Annotated in this window: 16 protein-coding genes; 8 read left to right on the top strand and 8 right to left on the bottom strand. The window is 35.5% G+C overall.

The genetic code is table 11. The annotated features are described in order from the left end of the window. Positions 1-127 precede the first annotated feature (127 nt). Together J7E44_RS22545 and J7E44_RS22540 are read left to right on the top strand one after the other, a co-directional pair. Positions 128-2,470: a TonB-dependent receptor gene (locus J7E44_RS22545; protein ID WP_214834138.1), complete on the top strand. Its 2,343-nt coding sequence runs from the start codon at positions 128-130 to the stop codon at positions 2,468-2,470. 3 nt (positions 2,471-2,473) lie between these two features. Further along, positions 2,474-3,289, top strand: a complete 816-nt coding sequence (locus J7E44_RS22540) for a DUF4249 domain-containing protein (protein WP_214834135.1) — start codon at positions 2,474-2,476, stop codon at positions 3,287-3,289. A 107-nt stretch (positions 3,290-3,396) separates the two neighbouring features. On the opposite strand, the gene J7E44_RS22535 is transcribed toward J7E44_RS22540, so the two are convergent. From J7E44_RS22535 to J7E44_RS22520, 4 genes are all read right to left on the bottom strand, one after another. Beyond that, the gene (locus J7E44_RS22535) at positions 3,397-4,695 is read right to left on the bottom strand and encodes a TolC family protein (protein WP_214834132.1); all 1,299 of its coding nucleotides are present in this window, start codon (positions 4,693-4,695) and stop codon (positions 3,397-3,399) included. Positions 4,696-4,749: 54 nt separating this feature from the next. Further along, on the bottom strand, positions 4,750-7,164 hold the full coding sequence (locus tag J7E44_RS22530; protein WP_214834129.1) for an ABC transporter permease: 2,415 nt from the start codon (positions 7,162-7,164) through the stop codon (positions 4,750-4,752). A gap of 78 nt (positions 7,165-7,242) precedes the next feature. Continuing rightward, positions 7,243-7,965: an ABC transporter ATP-binding protein gene (locus J7E44_RS22525; protein WP_214834127.1), complete on the bottom strand. Its 723-nt coding sequence runs from the start codon at positions 7,963-7,965 to the stop codon at positions 7,243-7,245. 135 nt (positions 7,966-8,100) lie between these two features. Continuing rightward, on the bottom strand, positions 8,101-9,342 hold the full coding sequence (locus tag J7E44_RS22520) for an efflux RND transporter periplasmic adaptor subunit (protein ID WP_214834125.1): 1,242 nt from the start codon (positions 9,340-9,342) through the stop codon (positions 8,101-8,103). A 209-nt stretch (positions 9,343-9,551) separates the two neighbouring features. Between J7E44_RS22520 and J7E44_RS22515 the strand changes: the two genes are divergently transcribed. Both J7E44_RS22515 and J7E44_RS22510 read left to right on the top strand, forming a co-directional pair. Continuing rightward, the gene (locus tag J7E44_RS22515) at positions 9,552-10,895 is read left to right on the top strand and encodes a sigma-54-dependent transcriptional regulator (RefSeq protein WP_214834122.1); all 1,344 of its coding nucleotides are present in this window, start codon (positions 9,552-9,554) and stop codon (positions 10,893-10,895) included. 100 nt (positions 10,896-10,995) lie between these two features. Further along, positions 10,996-12,312, top strand: coding sequence for a sensor histidine kinase (locus tag J7E44_RS22510; RefSeq protein WP_214834118.1), 1,317 nt, complete (start codon positions 10,996-10,998; stop codon positions 12,310-12,312). A 16-nt stretch (positions 12,313-12,328) separates the two neighbouring features. On the opposite strand, the gene J7E44_RS22505 is transcribed toward J7E44_RS22510, so the two are convergent. The 4 genes from J7E44_RS22505 to J7E44_RS22490 all read right to left on the bottom strand — a co-directional run bounded on the left by J7E44_RS22505 (position 12,329) and on the right by J7E44_RS22490 (position 15,045). Continuing rightward, positions 12,329-12,955: an FMN-dependent NADH-azoreductase gene (locus tag J7E44_RS22505; protein WP_214834115.1), complete on the bottom strand. Its 627-nt coding sequence runs from the start codon at positions 12,953-12,955 to the stop codon at positions 12,329-12,331. A 61-nt stretch (positions 12,956-13,016) separates the two neighbouring features. Continuing rightward, on the bottom strand, positions 13,017-13,601 hold the full coding sequence (locus J7E44_RS22500) for a Crp/Fnr family transcriptional regulator (RefSeq protein ID WP_214834112.1): 585 nt from the start codon (positions 13,599-13,601) through the stop codon (positions 13,017-13,019). Between the two features lie 29 nt (positions 13,602-13,630). Further along, positions 13,631-14,140 (bottom strand): GNAT family N-acetyltransferase, encoded by a 510-nt coding sequence (locus J7E44_RS22495; protein WP_214834109.1) that lies wholly within the window; start codon positions 14,138-14,140, stop codon positions 13,631-13,633. A 155-nt stretch (positions 14,141-14,295) separates the two neighbouring features. Beyond that, positions 14,296-15,045: a hypothetical protein gene (locus tag J7E44_RS22490; protein ID WP_214834106.1), complete on the bottom strand. Its 750-nt coding sequence runs from the start codon at positions 15,043-15,045 to the stop codon at positions 14,296-14,298. A gap of 227 nt (positions 15,046-15,272) precedes the next feature. Here J7E44_RS22490 and J7E44_RS22485 point away from each other — a divergent pair, with 227 nt between their 5' ends. From J7E44_RS22485 to J7E44_RS22470, 4 genes are all read left to right on the top strand, one after another. After that, the gene (locus tag J7E44_RS22485) at positions 15,273-15,668 is read left to right on the top strand and encodes a VOC family protein (RefSeq protein WP_214834103.1); all 396 of its coding nucleotides are present in this window, start codon (positions 15,273-15,275) and stop codon (positions 15,666-15,668) included. A gap of 218 nt (positions 15,669-15,886) precedes the next feature. Beyond that, positions 15,887-16,135: a hypothetical protein gene (locus J7E44_RS22480; protein WP_214834100.1), complete on the top strand. Its 249-nt coding sequence runs from the start codon at positions 15,887-15,889 to the stop codon at positions 16,133-16,135. Between the two features lie 93 nt (positions 16,136-16,228). Further along, on the top strand, positions 16,229-17,644 hold the full coding sequence (locus tag J7E44_RS22475) for an inorganic phosphate transporter (protein ID WP_214834097.1): 1,416 nt from the start codon (positions 16,229-16,231) through the stop codon (positions 17,642-17,644). 44 nt (positions 17,645-17,688) lie between these two features. Then, positions 17,689-18,519, top strand: a complete 831-nt coding sequence (locus J7E44_RS22470) for a universal stress protein (protein ID WP_214834092.1) — start codon at positions 17,689-17,691, stop codon at positions 18,517-18,519. Positions 18,520-18,759 lie beyond the last annotated feature (240 nt).

The following is an 18,759-nucleotide window of genomic DNA, read 5'->3' as shown; positions in this document are numbered from 1 at the left end:
GGTTTCTCAGTAGATCTTCATACTGGTTTCTCGGTAAAATTGAACTTCTCTTCTTTCCCCATGTAACAAACACCAAATAAATCCTACTACTATTTAAAAAACTCTACTACTTTAAAAAATAAACTGAATGCAAACATCTTTTTTTAAAATTGCTGCTGCCTCTGCTGCGCTCTGTTTCAGCACTGTGGCTATAGCGCAACAAAAATTTTCCGTTAGTGGGACTATAAAAGACCAGAAAAACGGGGAACTCATGATCGGAGTTGCTGTAAAAGTAGCTGAAGACCCTTCGATTAATGTTGTAGCCAATGAATATGGCTTCTATTCTTTATCCCTGCCAGAAGGAAATTATACCATGATTATTTCTTATCCCGGCTACAAAGATTTTGAACAAACTATAAAAGTTGATCAGAATATCAAGCTGGACCTCCCTCTCAGTCAGGAGGAAGAGGTAGAAAGAACAGCAAAGATTGATGAAGTTATTATTACAGGTGTAAAAAAAGATAAGAATCTTTCAACTGCCCAGATGGGTACTGAAACATTAAGTATTAAAAATATCGAAAAACTGCCGGTTTTATTTGGAGAAAAAGATGTAATGAAGACCATTCAGTTATTGCCGGGTATTAAAAGCAATGGTGAAGGAAGCAGTGGATTCAGTGTAAGAGGTGGAGCAACCGATCAGAATCTGATCTTATTGGATGAGGCACCGGTTTATAATGCCTCACACTTACTTGGTTTTTTTAGTACATTCAATAGTGATGCTTTAAAAGATGCAAGTATTATTAAGGGAAACAGTCCGGCGCAATATGGTGGCCGTCTTTCTTCAGTAATGGATGTGAAGATGAAGGATGGGAATAATAAGGATTATAATGTCAACGGCGGAATAGGATTAATCAGCAGCAGGCTGAGTGTAGAAGGACCTATTCAAAAAGAAAAATCTTCATTTATTGTTTCAGGAAGAAGAACCTATGCTGACTTATTTCTTAAGGGAAGTGATGATTATAAAGACAGTAAATTGTATTTCTATGATCTTAATTTAAAAGCGAATTATCAGATCAACGAAAGTAACCGTCTTTATCTATCCGGATATTTTGGAAGAGATGTACTGGGAGTAGGTAAAACCTTCGCAACAGACTGGGGAAATACAACAGCGACATTGCGTTGGAATAGCATTATCAGCAGTAAGTTATTCTCCAACACATCCTTTATTTACAGCGATTATAACTATAAAATCAGTCTGGAAAGTAATGATAATAAATTTGGTTTAAATTCTGAGATCCAGGACTGGAATCTTAAACAGGATTTTACGTGGTTTGCAGGAAATAAACATTCTGTTCGTTTTGGTCTCCAATCGATTTATCATACGCTTACCCCGAGCAGCGCTTCAGGTACCAGTGTAAGCAGTTTTCCAAGAAATCCAAGATACTCATGGGAAAATGCGGTATATATCAATGATGATTTTAAAGCAACAGAAAAACTAACCGTTAATTATGGTTTGAGACTTTCCGGATTCAGTGTTTTAGGAGGTGATACTTTTAATTCATACGAAAATGGAGTTCTTACAGACAGTCGATTTCTGGAAAAAGGGAAATTTGGAAAGACCTATGTCAACCTTGAACCACGTATTACTGCCAATTACCGTATCAATGAAGTCAGTAGTGTAAAGGGAGGATATTCCCGCAATACCCAAAACCTGCACCTTTTAAGCAACAGCAGCAGTGGAAACCCTACTGATCAGTGGATTGGAAGCAGCTATACAGTAAAACCTGAAATTGCAGATCAGGTGAGCGTAGGATACAGCAGAAATTTCAATAATAACAATTACGAATTGAATGCTGAGATCTATTACAAATCAATGCAAAATCAGATCGACTTTAAAAATGGTGCACAAATCACCTTTGATACTGCAGCTGATGTAGAAAGTGAATTACTGTTTGGAAAAGGAAGAGCTTATGGTTTAGAATTGATCGCAAAAAAGAAAAGCGGAAAACTAACAGGTTGGATCTCCTATACTTTATCTAAAACTGAAAGAAAAATAAATGGAATCAATGATAATGAGTGGTATAATGCGAGAATGGATAAAACCCATGATTTATCTATCGTTGCCACCTATCAACTGAATCCAAAATGGTCTTTCTCAGGATTATTTGTTTATAGTACAGGAAATGCTGTTACTTTCCCTACAGGAAAATATGAGCTGAACGGAGAAACTGTTTTTCAATACAGCAGTAGAAATGCGGATAGAATGCCGGCTTATCACAGAATGGATTTAAGTGCTACATATGAGCCAAGTTCTAACTCTAACAAACGTTTCCGTGGTTCATGGTCCTTTGGTATTTATAATATTTATGGTCGTGAGAATGCTTACACCATTACTTTTGAAGATAATCCAAATAATCCGGGAACAACCCGTGCCATGCAGACCTCATTATTCCGTTGGGTACCAAACATCACTTATAATTTCAAATTTTAAATCATGAAGAATACATTTTTTATCATATTATCCCTGTTTTTACTAAACTCTTGTGAAAAAGAGATCGACCTTGATCTTGCTGACAAAAGTGGAAACATTGTCATTGAAGGAAATATTACTGATCAACCTGGACCTTATATTGTGAGAATAACAAAATCCGTTAGTTTCACACAAAATAATCAATATCCCGCAGTGACCAATGCTGAGGTTATTGTAAGTGATAATACAGGCCAAACAGAAACCTTACAGTATATAGGTGACGGAAAATACCAGACGAACGCTTTTACCGGGGTAAGCGGTAGAACCTATAGTCTGAAAATACAGGCCGAAGGAAAACAATATACTGCTCAGAGTACCATGCCTGCAGCCGTAGATTTTGAAGGTCTGAAACAAGATTCTTTTGTTTTCGGAGGTACAACGACTTTTACCCTTTTACCTATTTTTACGGATCCTATAGCGTTAGGAAACCGCTATCTTTTTACTTTTACGGTCAACAACAAACCAAAGAAGACCTTTAATGTATTTTCAGATAATGTAAATAACGGATTACCCAACCAAAGGCCATTATTCCTGCCTAATGATGACGGCGATGATCCTGATGATGTTCTCGTAGTAGTTGGAGATACCATTCATGTTGAAATGCAATCCATAGACAATAATGTATTTACTTATTATAGTGCTTTGCTTCAAATTATGGATGACGGTGGTGCTGGTGTTACCCCTGCCAATCCACCAAGCAATATTAATAATGGTGCTTTAGGATATTTTTCAGCGCATACGCTTAGCAAAAGAGATTTTGTTATCCAGCAACCCAATTAATAATATCAGATAAAAAAGGCTATTTCGGAAATTCCGAAATAGCCTCTTCAATATAATGAATGTTAAATAGGGTTATTTTTTTTAATACTGAAATTCGTTTTTCAAATCTATAAACCGGATTCCAATACTTTTAACAGCTCAGTTTGTTGGATAACATCATTCTTGCTGCTTATCAGATTATAATTGGCCTGAAGCCATCCATTCCGCACCACGAAAAAGGTATAGGCATCCATTAATCCTTCCTTATATTTTTCTTCAGACTTCTGGAAAGACAGTTTTTGATTTTCAAAATTTAGATCCAGAAGATGATATTTCTCCTGGGCATTCAGAAACTGAGCCTTAATAGAGTTAATACTCTGTGTAAGATTATTGACAACCAATTCCTTGTCGTAATTGGAATTGATCACATTCAGTTTGGCTATTTCCACATTGTTCTTCACCTGTAATTTATTGAAAATCGGGATATTGAGTCCAAAAGATAAAGACTGATTTTTGTTTTGTGCAAACTGATCTGAGAATCCTATTGCAGAAGCATCATCTTTTCCTAAAACTTTATTATAAAAGCTGGACCAGCTGTATCTGCCATTGATCGTAGGTAAATAATCTGCTCTTGCAACGTCTGCTCTCTTTTTCTGAGCATCGATCTCTGCCATTACCGATTGATAGGCAGGATTTTTCTCCAATAACTTTTTTGTAAAATCCGGATCCTGAAATTCGGCTTCAGAAAAGACCCCATCATCATTCATCACAAAATCGATTGAATCCTTAGTAACAGCCATCGCATTGAGAAGATTAATTTTGGACAGATCACGTTGGTTTTTTGCAGACACCCATTGTTCTTGAAGAGTTCCTAAATTGGCTTTGATGTCATATACATCACTTTTAGGCCTGTTCCCTATCTCTACTTCCTTTTCAGTACGCTTGATCTGATCTTCAATTCCTGAGATCTGAGTTTCCAAAACTTCAAGCCAGCTTCTGCTGTTCTGATAAGCAAAAAACATCTGAATAACATTAAGCTTTACGTCGTTCTGAGCTTGTTTAAGCTTGTAGTTACTGGTTTCTTTATTAAGCCTGGACAGAGAAATAGTAAGAAAATTTTTCCAATTAAAAAGTTCCCAATCCGCTTTTACATTAAACTCATCATATTGAGTATTTAGCTTTCCTCTTTGATTGCTCGATTGGTTAATTGAAGAACCAAAGCTGTATGTATGATTAACGCCTGCTCCTATAGAAGGAAGCAACATCCCTTGTGATGCGCTGATCAGTCTTTCGTTTTTCTTAACCGCAACAGTCGCCTGCTTGATCAATGGATGATTTGCAGAGGCATAGTCCAGGCATTGTTGCAGATTCCAGGACTGCTGTCCGGGATAAAGACTGATAAAAAATATGAAAATGAAATTTTTCATGAGTACGTTCTGATTTAAATATATTTTAAAAGCAATTTTTAATGAGGAACTTAATTATTCATATTTCAGATATTTCACTAAATTCACTTTTGTTGCTTTATAAGCTTTGATACTTACAACAGCAAACGTTAATGCCAACAGGACACAGAAACTCACAATAAATGGCCAGACCGGCATATCAATCCTGTAAGCAAAATCTTTCAACCATTCATTCATCAGGTAATAGCAGATCGGAATACTCATAAATACCGCTATGACTGCGATCCAAAGGAATTGTTTCGTTAATCCAAAAACCAAAATACGGTCTGATGCTCCCAATGTTTTTCTGATCGCTACTTCTTTCAGTTTTTGCTCAATCATTAAGGAAGAAAGTGCGAAAAGTCCTAATAAAGCAACCATCAATACCATCGCATTAAGAATAGAAAATGTGGTTTTCTGTTTCTCGTATTGCACAAAAGTTCTGGCAAAACGCTGGCTGACAAAATAATACTCAAAAGGATACCCCGGCTCTACAGAATTTTCCCAGTATTTTTTAATCCCATTAACTGTCCCTTCGATATCATCAGGTTTAATTTTCACCTGAATATTATACACATCAAATCTTTTGCGATCGGTTTCTTTATAATGGAAAAACGCGATCGGCTCTACTTTAAGTTTTAGATTTCTGAAATTAAAATCTTTGACAATTCCTACAACTCTGTATTTTTTACTGTCATCAAATCCCGGAGTGAAGCTACCCTGAAGTATCTGATCGTCCTTCCAGCCAAATTTTCTTACGAACGCTTCATTTACAATCATATTGTTGATCGTATCGGAGGCAAGTTCAGGATTCAGCCACCGTCCCTTCAATAGTTTTATACCCATAAATTCGAGATAATTATAATCCATTGAACTGTAATCTGAATTAATCGTCTGGTTCATACAATCCATATTTGAACTGCTTCTCCGATTGCTTCCTGCAACAGCTTCACCATAAGAAACTGCTTCTACTCCATTTATCTTTGAAAGTTGAGTTTTAAGACGTTCATATTTTAACCATGGTTTAGGATTATTTTCGTTGAAGGTAATGAGCATGATCTGTTTTCCATTAAAACCTAAATCTTTATTCATCATATGTTTTACCTGGCTGTTTACAATCAGGCCACCGATAATAAAAAATGAAGAAATCATTAATTGGAGGGTAAGAATTCCATTTCTCAACCAGATCCCATGTTTGCTTCGTGAAAAGTTTCCTTTAAGGGTTTCAATGGCTTTGAAGCTTGAAAGATAGAAGGCAGGAATGAGTCCGGATATTAAAGTGACTACAAGTACCATTCCCAATGAATAGATGAAGATATGCCAATCATTCAGTTTTACTTCTTTATCAAAGAACTTATTGAAATTGGGAAGTAAAAGTTCCGTTAGTGCCAACGAAAGAAAATACGACAGTATACATATCATAAAGGTCTCTAAAAGGAACTGCATCATCAGAGAAAACCTTGTCCCTCCGATCGCCTTTCTTACGCCTACTTCTTTTCCTCTCTGTGAAGCTTCTGCCGTTTTTAAATTAATAAAATTGATGGCAGATAAAACCACGATCATCACTGATAGGAAAAATAGAATGAGTATCGTTTTGAAATCTCCAACTCCAAACCATGATGCTTTTGCATGGAGTCTAATTTCATCTAAAGGAGTCAGAAAACCATTGTTTGGGCCATACTTCTCCAAAAACTCCTGTACACTTATACCAGAAGCCTTAGCTTCAATAGCCGCCCTCATTTCAATAATATCTCTATTGAATTTCTGCTCAAAAACAGCAGGATCTGTTCCTTTTTTTAGCATAAAGAAAGATCCGTACTTGAAGTCACTCCAATGCTCCCTGTCATTTCTCAACTGCTCTACGGGATTGATAATAAATTCCGGTTTTACCTGGCTGTTTCCTTCTGGAATTTCATAAACCGCCGTAACGATGTACTCCTTATTTTCAATTTTTATTGATTCTCCGGTAACATTGGTCCTTCCAAATAATTTTATTGCCGTTTGCTTAGAAATAGCAATAGATGTTTCTGTTTTTAAAGCATCTTTAGGTTCTCCTGAAATTATTTTAAACGGGAAGAAATTAAAGAAGCTTTCTGATGATAAAAGTCCGTCTTGCTGATAAGCTGTCCGGTATTTTGTCTTCATCTTATAGCCTGTTGGGCTGCTGAAAAGCAAATAATCCTGAACTTCTGGGATTTTTTTTGAAGCACTAAATGCCATTGGATAAGATATAGTACTTCCATAAGCATTATCTTTTTTGGTATAAAGCTGAAAAGCATAAACCTGATCTTTTTTAGGATTCCATTTTTCATAAGATTCCTCATCATTCCAATGCATCAGGATCATCATAAATCCTGTAAGACCTACGGTGAGTCCAAATATATTGATGATCGTGGATAATGCGTTTTTTTTATAATTGACCAAAGCAATTTTGAGCCAGTTCTTAAGCATAATTGTATGTTATTAATAATGAATGTTATTGATCATTTTGGTATGATCTGAGTAATACAAGCCGGAAAATCTCCTGATTTATTCAAATTCTGCAGCATCTGCTTTTGCAAATACATCTTTTCTCTGGGAAGCATGTTCCTCATTAAAAATTTCTCCGTCTTTCATATTGATAATTCTGGAAGCATACCCCGCGTCATATGAAGAGTGCGTTACCATCACAATTGTAGAACCTTCTCTGTGAAGTTCTGCCAGAAGGTTCATCACTTCATTTCCATTTGAACTATCCAGGTTTCCTGTTGGCTCATCAGCAAGGATCAGTTTAGGTTTTGTTACCAAAGCTCTTGCTACAGCTGCTCTTTGCTGCTGACCTCCCGAAAGCTGCTGTGGATAATGTTTTGCACGGTGGCTGATGTTAATTTTCTCCATAATTTCTTCTACCCTCCTCTTTCTTTCTGAAGGTGAAATTCCGTTATAGATCAAAGGAAGTTCGATATTTTCATAGACCGTTAATTCATCTATCAGATTAAAATTCTGGAAAATAAAACCTATATTTCTTTTACGAACATCTGATTTTCTTTTTTCATTAAGTCCTACCATTTCCACTTCTGAAAATTGGTAAGAACCTGCTGAAGCAGAATCCAAAAGCCCAAGGATATTTAGAAATGTTGATTTACCACAACCTGAAGGTCCCATTATAGCTAAAAATTCTCCTTCCTTAATGCTAAGACTCACTTTATTTAATGCATGAGTTTGTACATCTTCTGATTGATAAATTTTTGAAAGATTATGAATATTGATCATTTTAATTATTTTTTTAATTTTAGTATTTATGATACTGACTACGCGCTGTTTAAGGCTCATCAGTGAAATTTTATTATGTTAAAGGAATACTTTTATTAATCATACACTTCTATGAAATTAAAAGTATTCATATTTTTAATTTTTAATGTTGAGGATCTCATATTTTTTAAGATCAGAATAATCGGATACAATAACTGTTTCCCCAGCCTTCAGTCCCGATTTCACCTCATAATATAATGGATTCTCTCTTCCCAGACTGATATTTCTTTTTTCAGCTTTATTTCCTTTTACAACAAATACCCATTTTCCGTTCGTGTCTTTGGAAAAATTTCCCTTAGGAATCATGGTACTTTGCGTATCTGCCGAAAGTTTTAGTTTTACTCCAAAAGTCATCCCTATTTTCAGATTTGCAGGCTTCTTATTGGTAAAATTAAGCTCAGCAGAAAATTGTCCGTCTTTTACTTCTGGAAGAATTTTTGTGATCACTACTTCATAAGGCTGGCTGTCATTATCAAGGATTCCTTTGATCCCATTCTGGAGTTTATTGATGTAATACTCATCTACCTTCGCGACCAGCTTATAACCGTCCATCTGGTCAATCTTTCCGATACTCTGACCGCTGGTCAGGTTCTCTCCCTCTGTAATCGTAAAGGACGAGAGCCTTCCGGAAGCTGGAGCCATAATCAGGAAATTATTCTTGTTAGAGCGCAAGATCTGGAGACTTTTATCCATTTGCCCGATCGAAGTGTTAATCGCTGACATCTGAGAGCTTCGGGACTTTTTCTCACTGGAAGATCCGTTTTCTACAATTGATTTTCGTTGTTTCTGGTAATTAAGATTCTGCATACTGATGTCATAATCTGTTTTTTTTCCAATCTCAGCATCATAAAGACGCTTCTGAAGATTAAAATTTTGAAGTGCCGTATTGTAGTCATTCTGTGCCTGCAGTACTTCTTTATCCTGAGCCAGTTCCTGATTTTTCAGTTCCAGGAGCGTTGTCCTCATCTGACTGATCTGCTGCATAACCCCAGTTTCCTGATTCATATAGTTGAATTCCGTATTGGGATTATACACCCTTGCAATAGGCTGCCCTTTCGTAAGCATCTGCCCATCTTCAGCAAAAATTTCTTTAACAGCACCTCCTTCCAGAACATTTACCAGAGAGGAATTAAGAGACTGTGTCTGTGCGGTAACCATCAGCATATCTTCAAACTTACCCTGGGTAACCTTATCCGTCTGAATATCTTCTGAAGCCACATTATAGGTTTTTTTCTGTTGGTTAAAATACATTCCCGACAACGATAATATAACTACTGCTCCCAATCCACCTAAAACAAATTTTAATTTCGATTTCTTTTTTACTATTTTCGTATCCATAATAAAGATAACTCTTTTTATTACAATAGATTACACAACAGAAGTGCCAGAAAAATATAAACCTATAAGTCCCTGAAAATCTGAAATAATACTTTTGATAACAGGGCATTAACTGTTCATTATCGGACACTTCTTGTGCGAAAATGAACACTTAACCGAAGATTTTTAATAATAAAGAACTAGCTTTAATACATTCAATAAAAAATAACATGCGTAAAAAAGAAGCTCATATTTTAATTGTAGATGATGATGAAGATATTCTGTTCTCTGCAAGGGTCTGGCTTAAAAAGTTTTTTTCAGAAGTAAGCTGTCTCAGTAAGCCTGCTCAGATCATGAAATTCATTATCGAAAATCAGATCGATGCTGTTGTATTGGATATGAACTTCAGAAAAGGTTTTGAGAATGGACAAGATGGCCTATATTGGATGAACGAAATCAAAACACTTGAACCTCATCTTCCTATTATTTTGATGACTGCATATGGCGAAGTAGAACTGGCTGTAGAAGCTTTAAAAAATGGAGCTTCGGATTTCATTCTAAAACCCTGGAATAATGAGAAGTTATACGCTTCTGTTAATCTTGCTGTAGATATTTCCAGAAAAAATAAAAAGCTTAGCCAATGGGAAAATGTGAGTCAAAAAAACAACCAGTATCAACTGGAAAGTCATTCCCTGAAAATGCAGGAAGTTCTTGAGCAGATCAGAAAAGTAGCTCCTACAGATGCTAACATCCTTCTTTTGGGAGAAAACGGAACCGGAAAATATGTACTGGCAGAATCCATACATGAGCAGTCTGATAGAAAAAATCAACCATTTGTTCATATTGATTTAGGGAGTATTTCGGAAAGTCTTTTTGAATCAGAATTATTTGGTTATAAAAAAGGTGCATTTACAGATGCCTATCAGGATTACGCGGGAAAAATCGAGAATGCTCAAAATGGAACCGTTTTTCTTGATGAGATTGGAAATCTTCCCCTCCAACTTCAAACGAAGCTACTAAGTCTGATACAGAATAGAAAATTATCGAGATTAGGAGAATCTAAAGAACGTTTGTTGGATGTGCGTTTTATTTTTGCAACCAATGAAAATTTGAAAAAAGCAGTTGCTGAAAACCGTTTTCGTCAGGATCTGTATTATAGAATCAATACGGTAGAAATTCAGATTCCGGCTTTAAGGGAAAGACAGGAAGATATTGCCCTTTTGGCAGAGTATTTTCTGGATCGTTATAAGCAGAAATATCATAAACCTAATCTGGAACTTAATGATGATTTACTGCTTATCCTAAAAAATTATCCATGGCCGGGAAATATCCGGGAATTGGATCATTCCATTGAGAGAAGTGTTATTCTTTCAACAGATATCAATCTTCAGCTATTAATGCCTCAGCCCGAAGAAAATGAAAATACAATCACCAATCTCAATATTGAAGAAATGGAAGAGATCCTGATTAAAAAAGCTTTAAAAAAGCATACCGGAAATATTTCTTTAGCCGCAGAAGATCTGGGACTCTCCCGGGCTGCTCTTTACAGGAGAATGGAGAAATTTGGAATATGATAGAAGCGGATACCAGATATCAGATGTCGGGCCTTAATCGTGAAATAAAAAAAGGCAAGTACAAAATTGTTATTTTTTATTATTAAAATATTGGTAAATTATGAGTAAATACAATTACCTATGGTTAATTTATAACTTCCTTGCTATACTAAGTGGAATCGTATGTTATCATTTCTTTTTGGAAGAGAAATGGTTTAGCGCTATTTTTTTTGGTGGCATAATGATCGTTTTCGTAGTTTTAATTAATTCCTCATTAACAACACAGATTTCAAAAACCGAAAAAATCATCTCATCGATCAGAAGAAAAGATTTTTCACTATTTCCCAAAGAAGACGGAACAGAACTTCTGGACAGCAGCATACGATTATATTACCAAAGCAAAGAGGAGCAATTTTCTTTATCCTCCTACAAACTCCTCTATGAAAGTATTCTGGATCAGATGGAAACGGGTCTTATGATCCTTTCAGAAAATAGTAAAGATTGGGATGTCTTTTATGTAAATGACGCTTTTCTTGATATTCTACAAATCCCTAAATATAACAGCTGGAATTTCTATGCCTCAAAAGTTCCGGAGTTCTATAAAATTATTGAAGATACCGGATATAACAGTTCTCAGGAATTTTTTGATATTTCTATTCGGGGAAATTCGAAACAGTCCTTTTCTCTCAGAACCAAACAGGTAAGAAATACGCAACATCGATTTTATGTTATTACTCTGGAATCTGTTCAAAAAATCATTGAACAAAAAGAAAAGATGGCCTGGAATAATCTGATGAAGGTTATTTCTCATGAACTTCTGAATACCCTGACTCCTGTTAACAGCCTGATCCAGAATCTGGAATATATCAGCAATCAGGAGACTGTAGATCAAGAAGATCAGCAGGAAATGAGAGAAAGCCTGATGATCATTAATTCTAAATCAAGACAACTTTTAAGCTTTGTAGATAATTACCGACAGGTTGCAGAATTACCTAAACCTGTCCTGGCCCGTGTTTCTTTGAAAAAAGTGATTGAGTCTGCCGTTAGTTTTCTGAAACGTGAATTTGAAAAACAACATATTCTGCCTGTTTTGGAAATAGAAGATTTTATCGTTTCAGCAGATGAGAAAATGATAGAACGAAGTCTTATTAACCTTTACCTTAACGCTATTTTTGCTGTTTCTGACAAAGAACATAAAATAATCAAAACAACCGTTCGATCTCATAACAATCGTATTATAGTGAGTGTAACCGACAATGGTTTAGGGGTTACGACCGAGATCAAAGACAAGATCTTCCTTCCATTCTTCACTACAAGAGATAACGGTTCAGGAATTGGGCTTACCCTTACTAAAAGTATTATGGAAGCGCATGGCGGATACCTCAATTATCAGGCACTGGAGGAAGGAAGCAGCTTTGAACTGTGGTTTTTAGGGTGATGTATTAAGCCTGATTTTATTCTATTGAACTTATCGTTTCAAAGATTTCATTTTTAGATTTTTCAAATATCTCACCACCAAATTCTTCGTTATCCAACGAAAAGATGGTCATATCTTCTATTCCCATAATACCGAAAATAAATTTCAAATAGGTAGTCTGAAAATTCATGTGCCCATTTTTCTCATTTTCGCAATAACCGGTATCGCCTCTGCTTGACAATATAAACATCTTTTTGTTTTCAAGTAGACCTACATAATCACCATCAGGAACTCCGGATCTGAATTTCCAGGTTTTATTGAATCTCATAATCTGATCTATATATGCCTTCAACCCACTTGGTATCGACCAATTATACATGGGTGTAGCAATAACATAGATATCATGTTCTTTCAATTCATTCACCAGCTCATTACTTAGACTTAATGCTCTTTCACTGGCTTCACTTCTATCTGCGGGCTTTATAAATGCTCCCGCAATCCAGGACTCATCAATCCCCGGAATTATATCAGTTCCCACTTCCCGGTAACTAAATATATCCAGTGGATATTTCGATTTCCAGTTATCAACAAAAAGTTGTGAAAGTTTTCGGCTGTAGGACCTTTCATTTCTAACGCTTGCGTTAATGATCAATACTTTTTTCATTGCTTCGTAATTATTATGAAGCAAAATTCCCAATTATAAAATGTAGAAAAATTGATCTAGTTCAAGATGATTTATTTTTTTTTCGCAGTCTGCTGATAAATTCTGCAGAGATCCCTAAATAGGAAGCAATTAAATATTGAGGTACTTTTGAAGCGATATTCGGATAGGTTTCTAGAAAATCAAAATACCTGTGTTCGGCATCATATATATTATTGTAAATAATTCTTTTTTGCAATGCCACAAGATATCCTTCCAATATAAGCCGAAAATACCGCTCCAACTGTGGTATTTTTACTAAAAGCTTTTGAAAAGAGTGATGATTGATCTGTAAAAGAATGGTTTTCTCAAGTGCCTGTATATTGTAAATAGAAGCCTTTTGTCTGGAAAAACTGTCCAGATCGGTAGCCCACCAGTCATCGATTGAGAAATAGAGAATTTCCTCGTTCCCGTTTTCAGAATTGATATAAAATGCTTTTAATAATCCTGAAACCACGTAATTATCATATCGGCAAACATCTCCGTTTCTCAAAAGATAGTCTCCTTTTTCCAAAGTCTTTTCAGTCCAGAAACTTTTAAAAATTAAAATCTCTTCCGGTGTCAGGGTTACATATTTGGAAATATTTTTTATTAAAGCATCCTCTTTCATAACATGGTCACTTAATAATTAGTTTATTATCAACTCTTTTGACTTAACTCAAATTCGATTTCATTATCATCCAGATCCGCAATTTTCTTAAATCCCAGTCTTTCCAGAAGCTGTATTGCTTTTGTGTTTTGTTGACTTGTGGCAGCCCAGATACGTTTGAGCCCGATCTGATGAAGACCAAAATCAATGGCCAATAACATGGCATCCGTCATATACCCTTTCCCTTTATATTGGGGTAATAAAACACAGCCTAATTCTCCTTCTCCTTTATTAAAACCCCTGTAATAGCCGCAGGTTCCAACAATCTTATCGGTCGCATGATCTACGATAGCCCAATGAATTGAGTTTCCATTGATATAATCTGTGTTAATTTTAGACTGCATTTCTGCTGCTTGCTCAACAGTCTCTGCCTGAATAGCATCATAGAAAGATATTTCAACAAGCTCAGGAATATCTTTGTCTAAAATCTGTCTTAGTGATATTCTATCCCCATTGATATTGGGGAAATTATCATACTGAAAAAGTTTTGTACTGATCATTATATCTGTATTTCATGGTTTTACTAATGAAACCTTTTACCCAGGCAGTACCATTAGATTGCGAATGTATAAAAATACATCTAATTTTAAGATTGAAAATTCAGCGAATGAATATCGAAATATTTCTATTTAATCTTTAGTAAGAAAAGGAAAGACTATTGCTTTGTTTTGATTGTAAAATAATCTTCCATGTTCTTACCATAGCTGTCTTTAAACTGTCGTAATGTGGATCGATTATAAAAGGTAGTATCAATCATATTGATCACATTGCCTGGCATTTCTACTTTTTCTGCCAAACCACTTCCTTGGAGATTGAAGTCATTTTTCTCAGGCGTTCCTTCATGAAATGAGATAACACCATCCGGAGTGATATCAAAGAAATAAGGTTTACCATTTTTCTCTCCTTCAAAATACTGTATAAGGTCTTTATTTTGGGTATATGCAACGCCTATAAGATTTATATCAAAGTAAATATTGGGAAGTTTACGTAATTTTTCTTGTATCTGAGGCCATTCTTTAGAAAAAAAACCGGCATAGGCAGTAAAGCTTTTCACGTCATGCTCTTTGGGATCTATATAGAGCATGGTTGTTTTTATGTCATTATTTCCGGTTCTGTTTTTGTAGGTAATGGTATCTGGTTCAATCATAAAATAAGGAATATCCTTAAAAATAGAATAGCTGTAAGGCCTGCCATAAAGATCTATTGTATGGGCATTAATAGTTACCGGCTCTAAGTCACCAAGTTGAACATAATAATCAACTGTATTTGAGCTGAAGTTTGGGGTTGACTTCATATTCACTGTAACCGGCTGATTTTGATATTGTCCCTTATATATCGTTTCCTTTTTGCCACAACTCAGTAACAGTAAAAGGATGAAACTACAGAAGATATATTTTGTCTTCATAAGCTATGTATTTTACTCATGTTTAATTAATTGACAATGTACAAAATATCATCTACCTGAGAATCAGCCTTTCTAAAAAGTTGAAGAATTCTCTAAATCCAATACTTTATTAAGAAACTTGTCTTTAAACATTTTATTTAGATAAAAGCTTTTATAAAAAAGTCCAAACCTCCTGACACGCTGGTGTCATAACCCTGCCTTACTTTTGTTTAAATATTTAAAACATTATGAAGTTAACCTCATTAAGAATTATTACAAAAGACATCAAACAATCTGTTCAATTTTATGAAATGGCAATCGGATTAACGGCTCAATGGTTTACAGAAGATTTTGCTGAACTCTCAACAGATTCAATTACTCTGGCTATCGGAAGCACCCGCACTATGAAGATGTTTAGTGAAAATATGACAGAATCAACTGGTAGTAAAAGCAGCATTATAGAATTTCTTGTTGCCAATGTTGATGACGAATATGAAAGGATTAAAAATATGACAGATAACATTATTCAGACTCCGACTACCATGCCCTGGGGTAACCGGTCGCTCCTATTCTGTGATCCTGATGGAAATTTAATCAACTTTTTCACTCCAGTAACACCGGAAGCCATTAAAAAATTCAGCTAAGTATTCTCCTGAAGGCAAAATGATTTGAGCCTTCCCATTTAAATCTGTCACAACTCATTATTTTAATATTCTTTTAGACCTGGGAGCCTTCCCGGGTCTTTTTTATTTCTAAATAAAACGATTTACTAAGCGAAATAGATTCTCTTTTCAAAAATATGTAACAGAAGGTTAATCATTTATTGACATTAGAATAATATAGACATTCTACTTTTACAGAAATGAAAAAAGATCTGTTGCTATTAATGCTGGCTCTATCTGTTATCTCTGCAGCGCAAAACAACAATACTCCATTAAATTACAATCTACACGATCGTAAAACCAGGGAGTATCTACAAATTCAATTTCAAAACACACAATTTCCTGAGATTATCCTTCCTTCTGATTCAGATAATCGTTTCACAAATTTTAAAAATATTACCAATGATCTTAAAGATGATGCTCTTAGAGCTCGATTGCGATACCGCTGATAGTTGGTGTAGTGCATAGTATATCTATTAAAAGTTCTGACGACCTATCCCAAACGATCAACTTAACTCAATTTAAACAAGAAAACGCACATTATGCTTTTAAATAAACTCATCCCTTTCTTAGGGGAATCAGATTTAACTACAGGTCTTGTCATCGTTTTTGCACTTTGTATGCTTGCCGTGGTAGCATTTGAGTTCGTAAATGGATTCCATGATACAGCCAATGCAGTAGCCACCGTTATTTATACGAAAGCACTTAAACCTGTTATTGCCATTCCATGGTCGGGATTATGGAATTTCTTAGGTGTTTTTACAGGTGGAATTGCTGTAGCCATGGGAATATTGAAACTGGTCCCAATGGATACCTTAATGACCTTGCCAACAGCTGTTGGAGCAAGTCTTGTACTTGCCGTGTTGCTAGCGGCTATCATTTGGAACTTAGGAACCTGGTATTTAGGTATTCCTTGTTCAAGTTCACATACTCTTATTGGTGCTTTGATCGGTGCCGGCTTAGGCTTTACATGGTATTATGGGGGTAATGGCGTAAACTGGCATAAAGCTGAAGAAATCGGTTTATCACTTATTCTTTCCCCTATTGTTGGATTTGGTTTAGCCATTTTACTGATGCTGTTTTTAAAACATGTAGTCAGATACAAAGCTCTTTTTCATATCCCTGAGGGCGAAAATGACAGACCTCCTTTATTAATCAGAGCCATTCTGATAACCACCTGTACTTTGGTGAGCTTTTTTCATGGCAGTAACGACGGTCAAAAGGGCGTTGGTCTGTTTATGCTGATACTGATTGCTTTTCTACCCGCCAAATTTGCAATCGACCACAGTATTCCTAACGATAAAATTATCACTACGCTAAACCAAACGGAAAGGATTTTGCAAACAATTGCTGCAGACAATACGAAAAATAGTACAGAATTCACCAAGCTCAATACTGATATTAATGCTGTAAAAACACATCTTAAATTTAAAAGTGAAAAAGATAAGGAAGGGACTTATAAATTCAGAAAACAAGTAGAAGCACTGGTAGAATCAATTAAAGCACTTAATGAAAATAAAGTCCTCGTCATTAATGAAAGTAATAGAACAGCCCTTAACCATCAGGCATCTGAACTTAAAAAACTAACCGAATTCGCTCCCATCTGGGTTATTATTGCAATTTCTGTTTCATTGGGATTAGGTACAATGATAGGCTGGAAAAGGATTGCAGTAACCATCGGAGAAAAAATAGGAAATGAACATTTAAATTATGCCCAGGGCGCTTCAAGTGAAATTGTGGCAGCATCCACTATTGGTATGAGCACACTTTTGGGGTTACCGGTAAGTACGACCCATGTATTATCAAGTGGTATAGCAGGTTCCATGGTTGCATCAGGCGGTAAAAGCAACCTGAATGCAGGTACATTAAAAAGTATCGGTCTTGCCTGGGTACTTACCTTACCTGTTTCTATTTTATTATCTTTATTGTTATTTCTATTCTTCCATCTGTTTATATAAGATCACAAATTTTGATTAATTCACTTTATTAAAACCGAAAAAAAATGAAACAAATACTTGTTGCCTCAGATTTTTCAAACAGTGCCAGCAATGCGATGGTATACGCATTGTCTCTTGCTAAAATCCTGCAGATGGAAATTGCGGTTATTCATGCTATACATCCAACAGAAGGCATCAATAACAGCACATACAATGCTATTTTCATTGAAGATTATTACGCTAAAAAAAGATCTGCCTTAAAAGAATGGGCCGAAACGTTCAAACAAAATGAAGACTATAAAGATGTGCAGGTTAAAACCATATGTGATGTAGGCTTTTTGCGTAAGGTCATCACCAAATATGTCGAATATAATTCTGTATCATTCCTGGTAATGGGAGTTACAGGAGCTACTGGTATTAAAGGAATTGTGGGTAGCAATGCCAGCATGGCGGTTACAAAAATGCGTATTCCAACATTAATTGTGCCTTTAGAAAGTACTTTACCATCTGTTCCGGTGGTCACCCTGGCTACGGATTATAAAACAACCAGATTATCAGTAAGGGATGTTAAAGCACTCAACCAGATACTGAAGGCAACCAAGCCAAAGAAGCTGGAGATCCTTCATATTTCCGAAAAGGATATGGATCCTAAATCCATAAAAAATGGTGAAAAAAAATTAAAAGAACAGCTTCCTTCGGTAGAAATTAACTTTAACTATGTTGAGGATGACGGTAAAACATCAAGCGGAATTATAGATTTTATAGAGCAAAATGAAACCGATATCCTCTGCCTGGTAAAACGAAATCATAATATCATTTACCGCTTATTTGCAAGCAGTACTGTAAATGAGGTATTAAATAAATCCATCAAAGCCATATTGATACTTCATGAATAAAATGAAACTGATCTCTTTATATGCCACGATAAAAAACTCCTGCCTCATTGAGACAGGAGTTTTATTTGTGATCAGTTTTAATTAAGCTTTAAACTTTAAAGAAGTTCTGTTTGAAATCAAATTTTTATAATCTTACTATTTCAAAAGTAAATACTTCTCGATACGATTTTTTCAAAATCTACTCGAAGTGACGTTGTTCATTTTCTCCTCACAATACAAACATTCTTCTACCGTCAGATC

The organism is Chryseobacterium sp. ISL-6, from assembly GCF_018613715.1.
Classification (GTDB): domain Bacteria; phylum Bacteroidota; class Bacteroidia; order Flavobacteriales; family Weeksellaceae; genus Chryseobacterium; species Chryseobacterium paludis.
The sequence above is the reverse complement of the archived record's forward strand: the minus strand, read 5'-3'. Positions and strand labels throughout refer to the sequence as shown.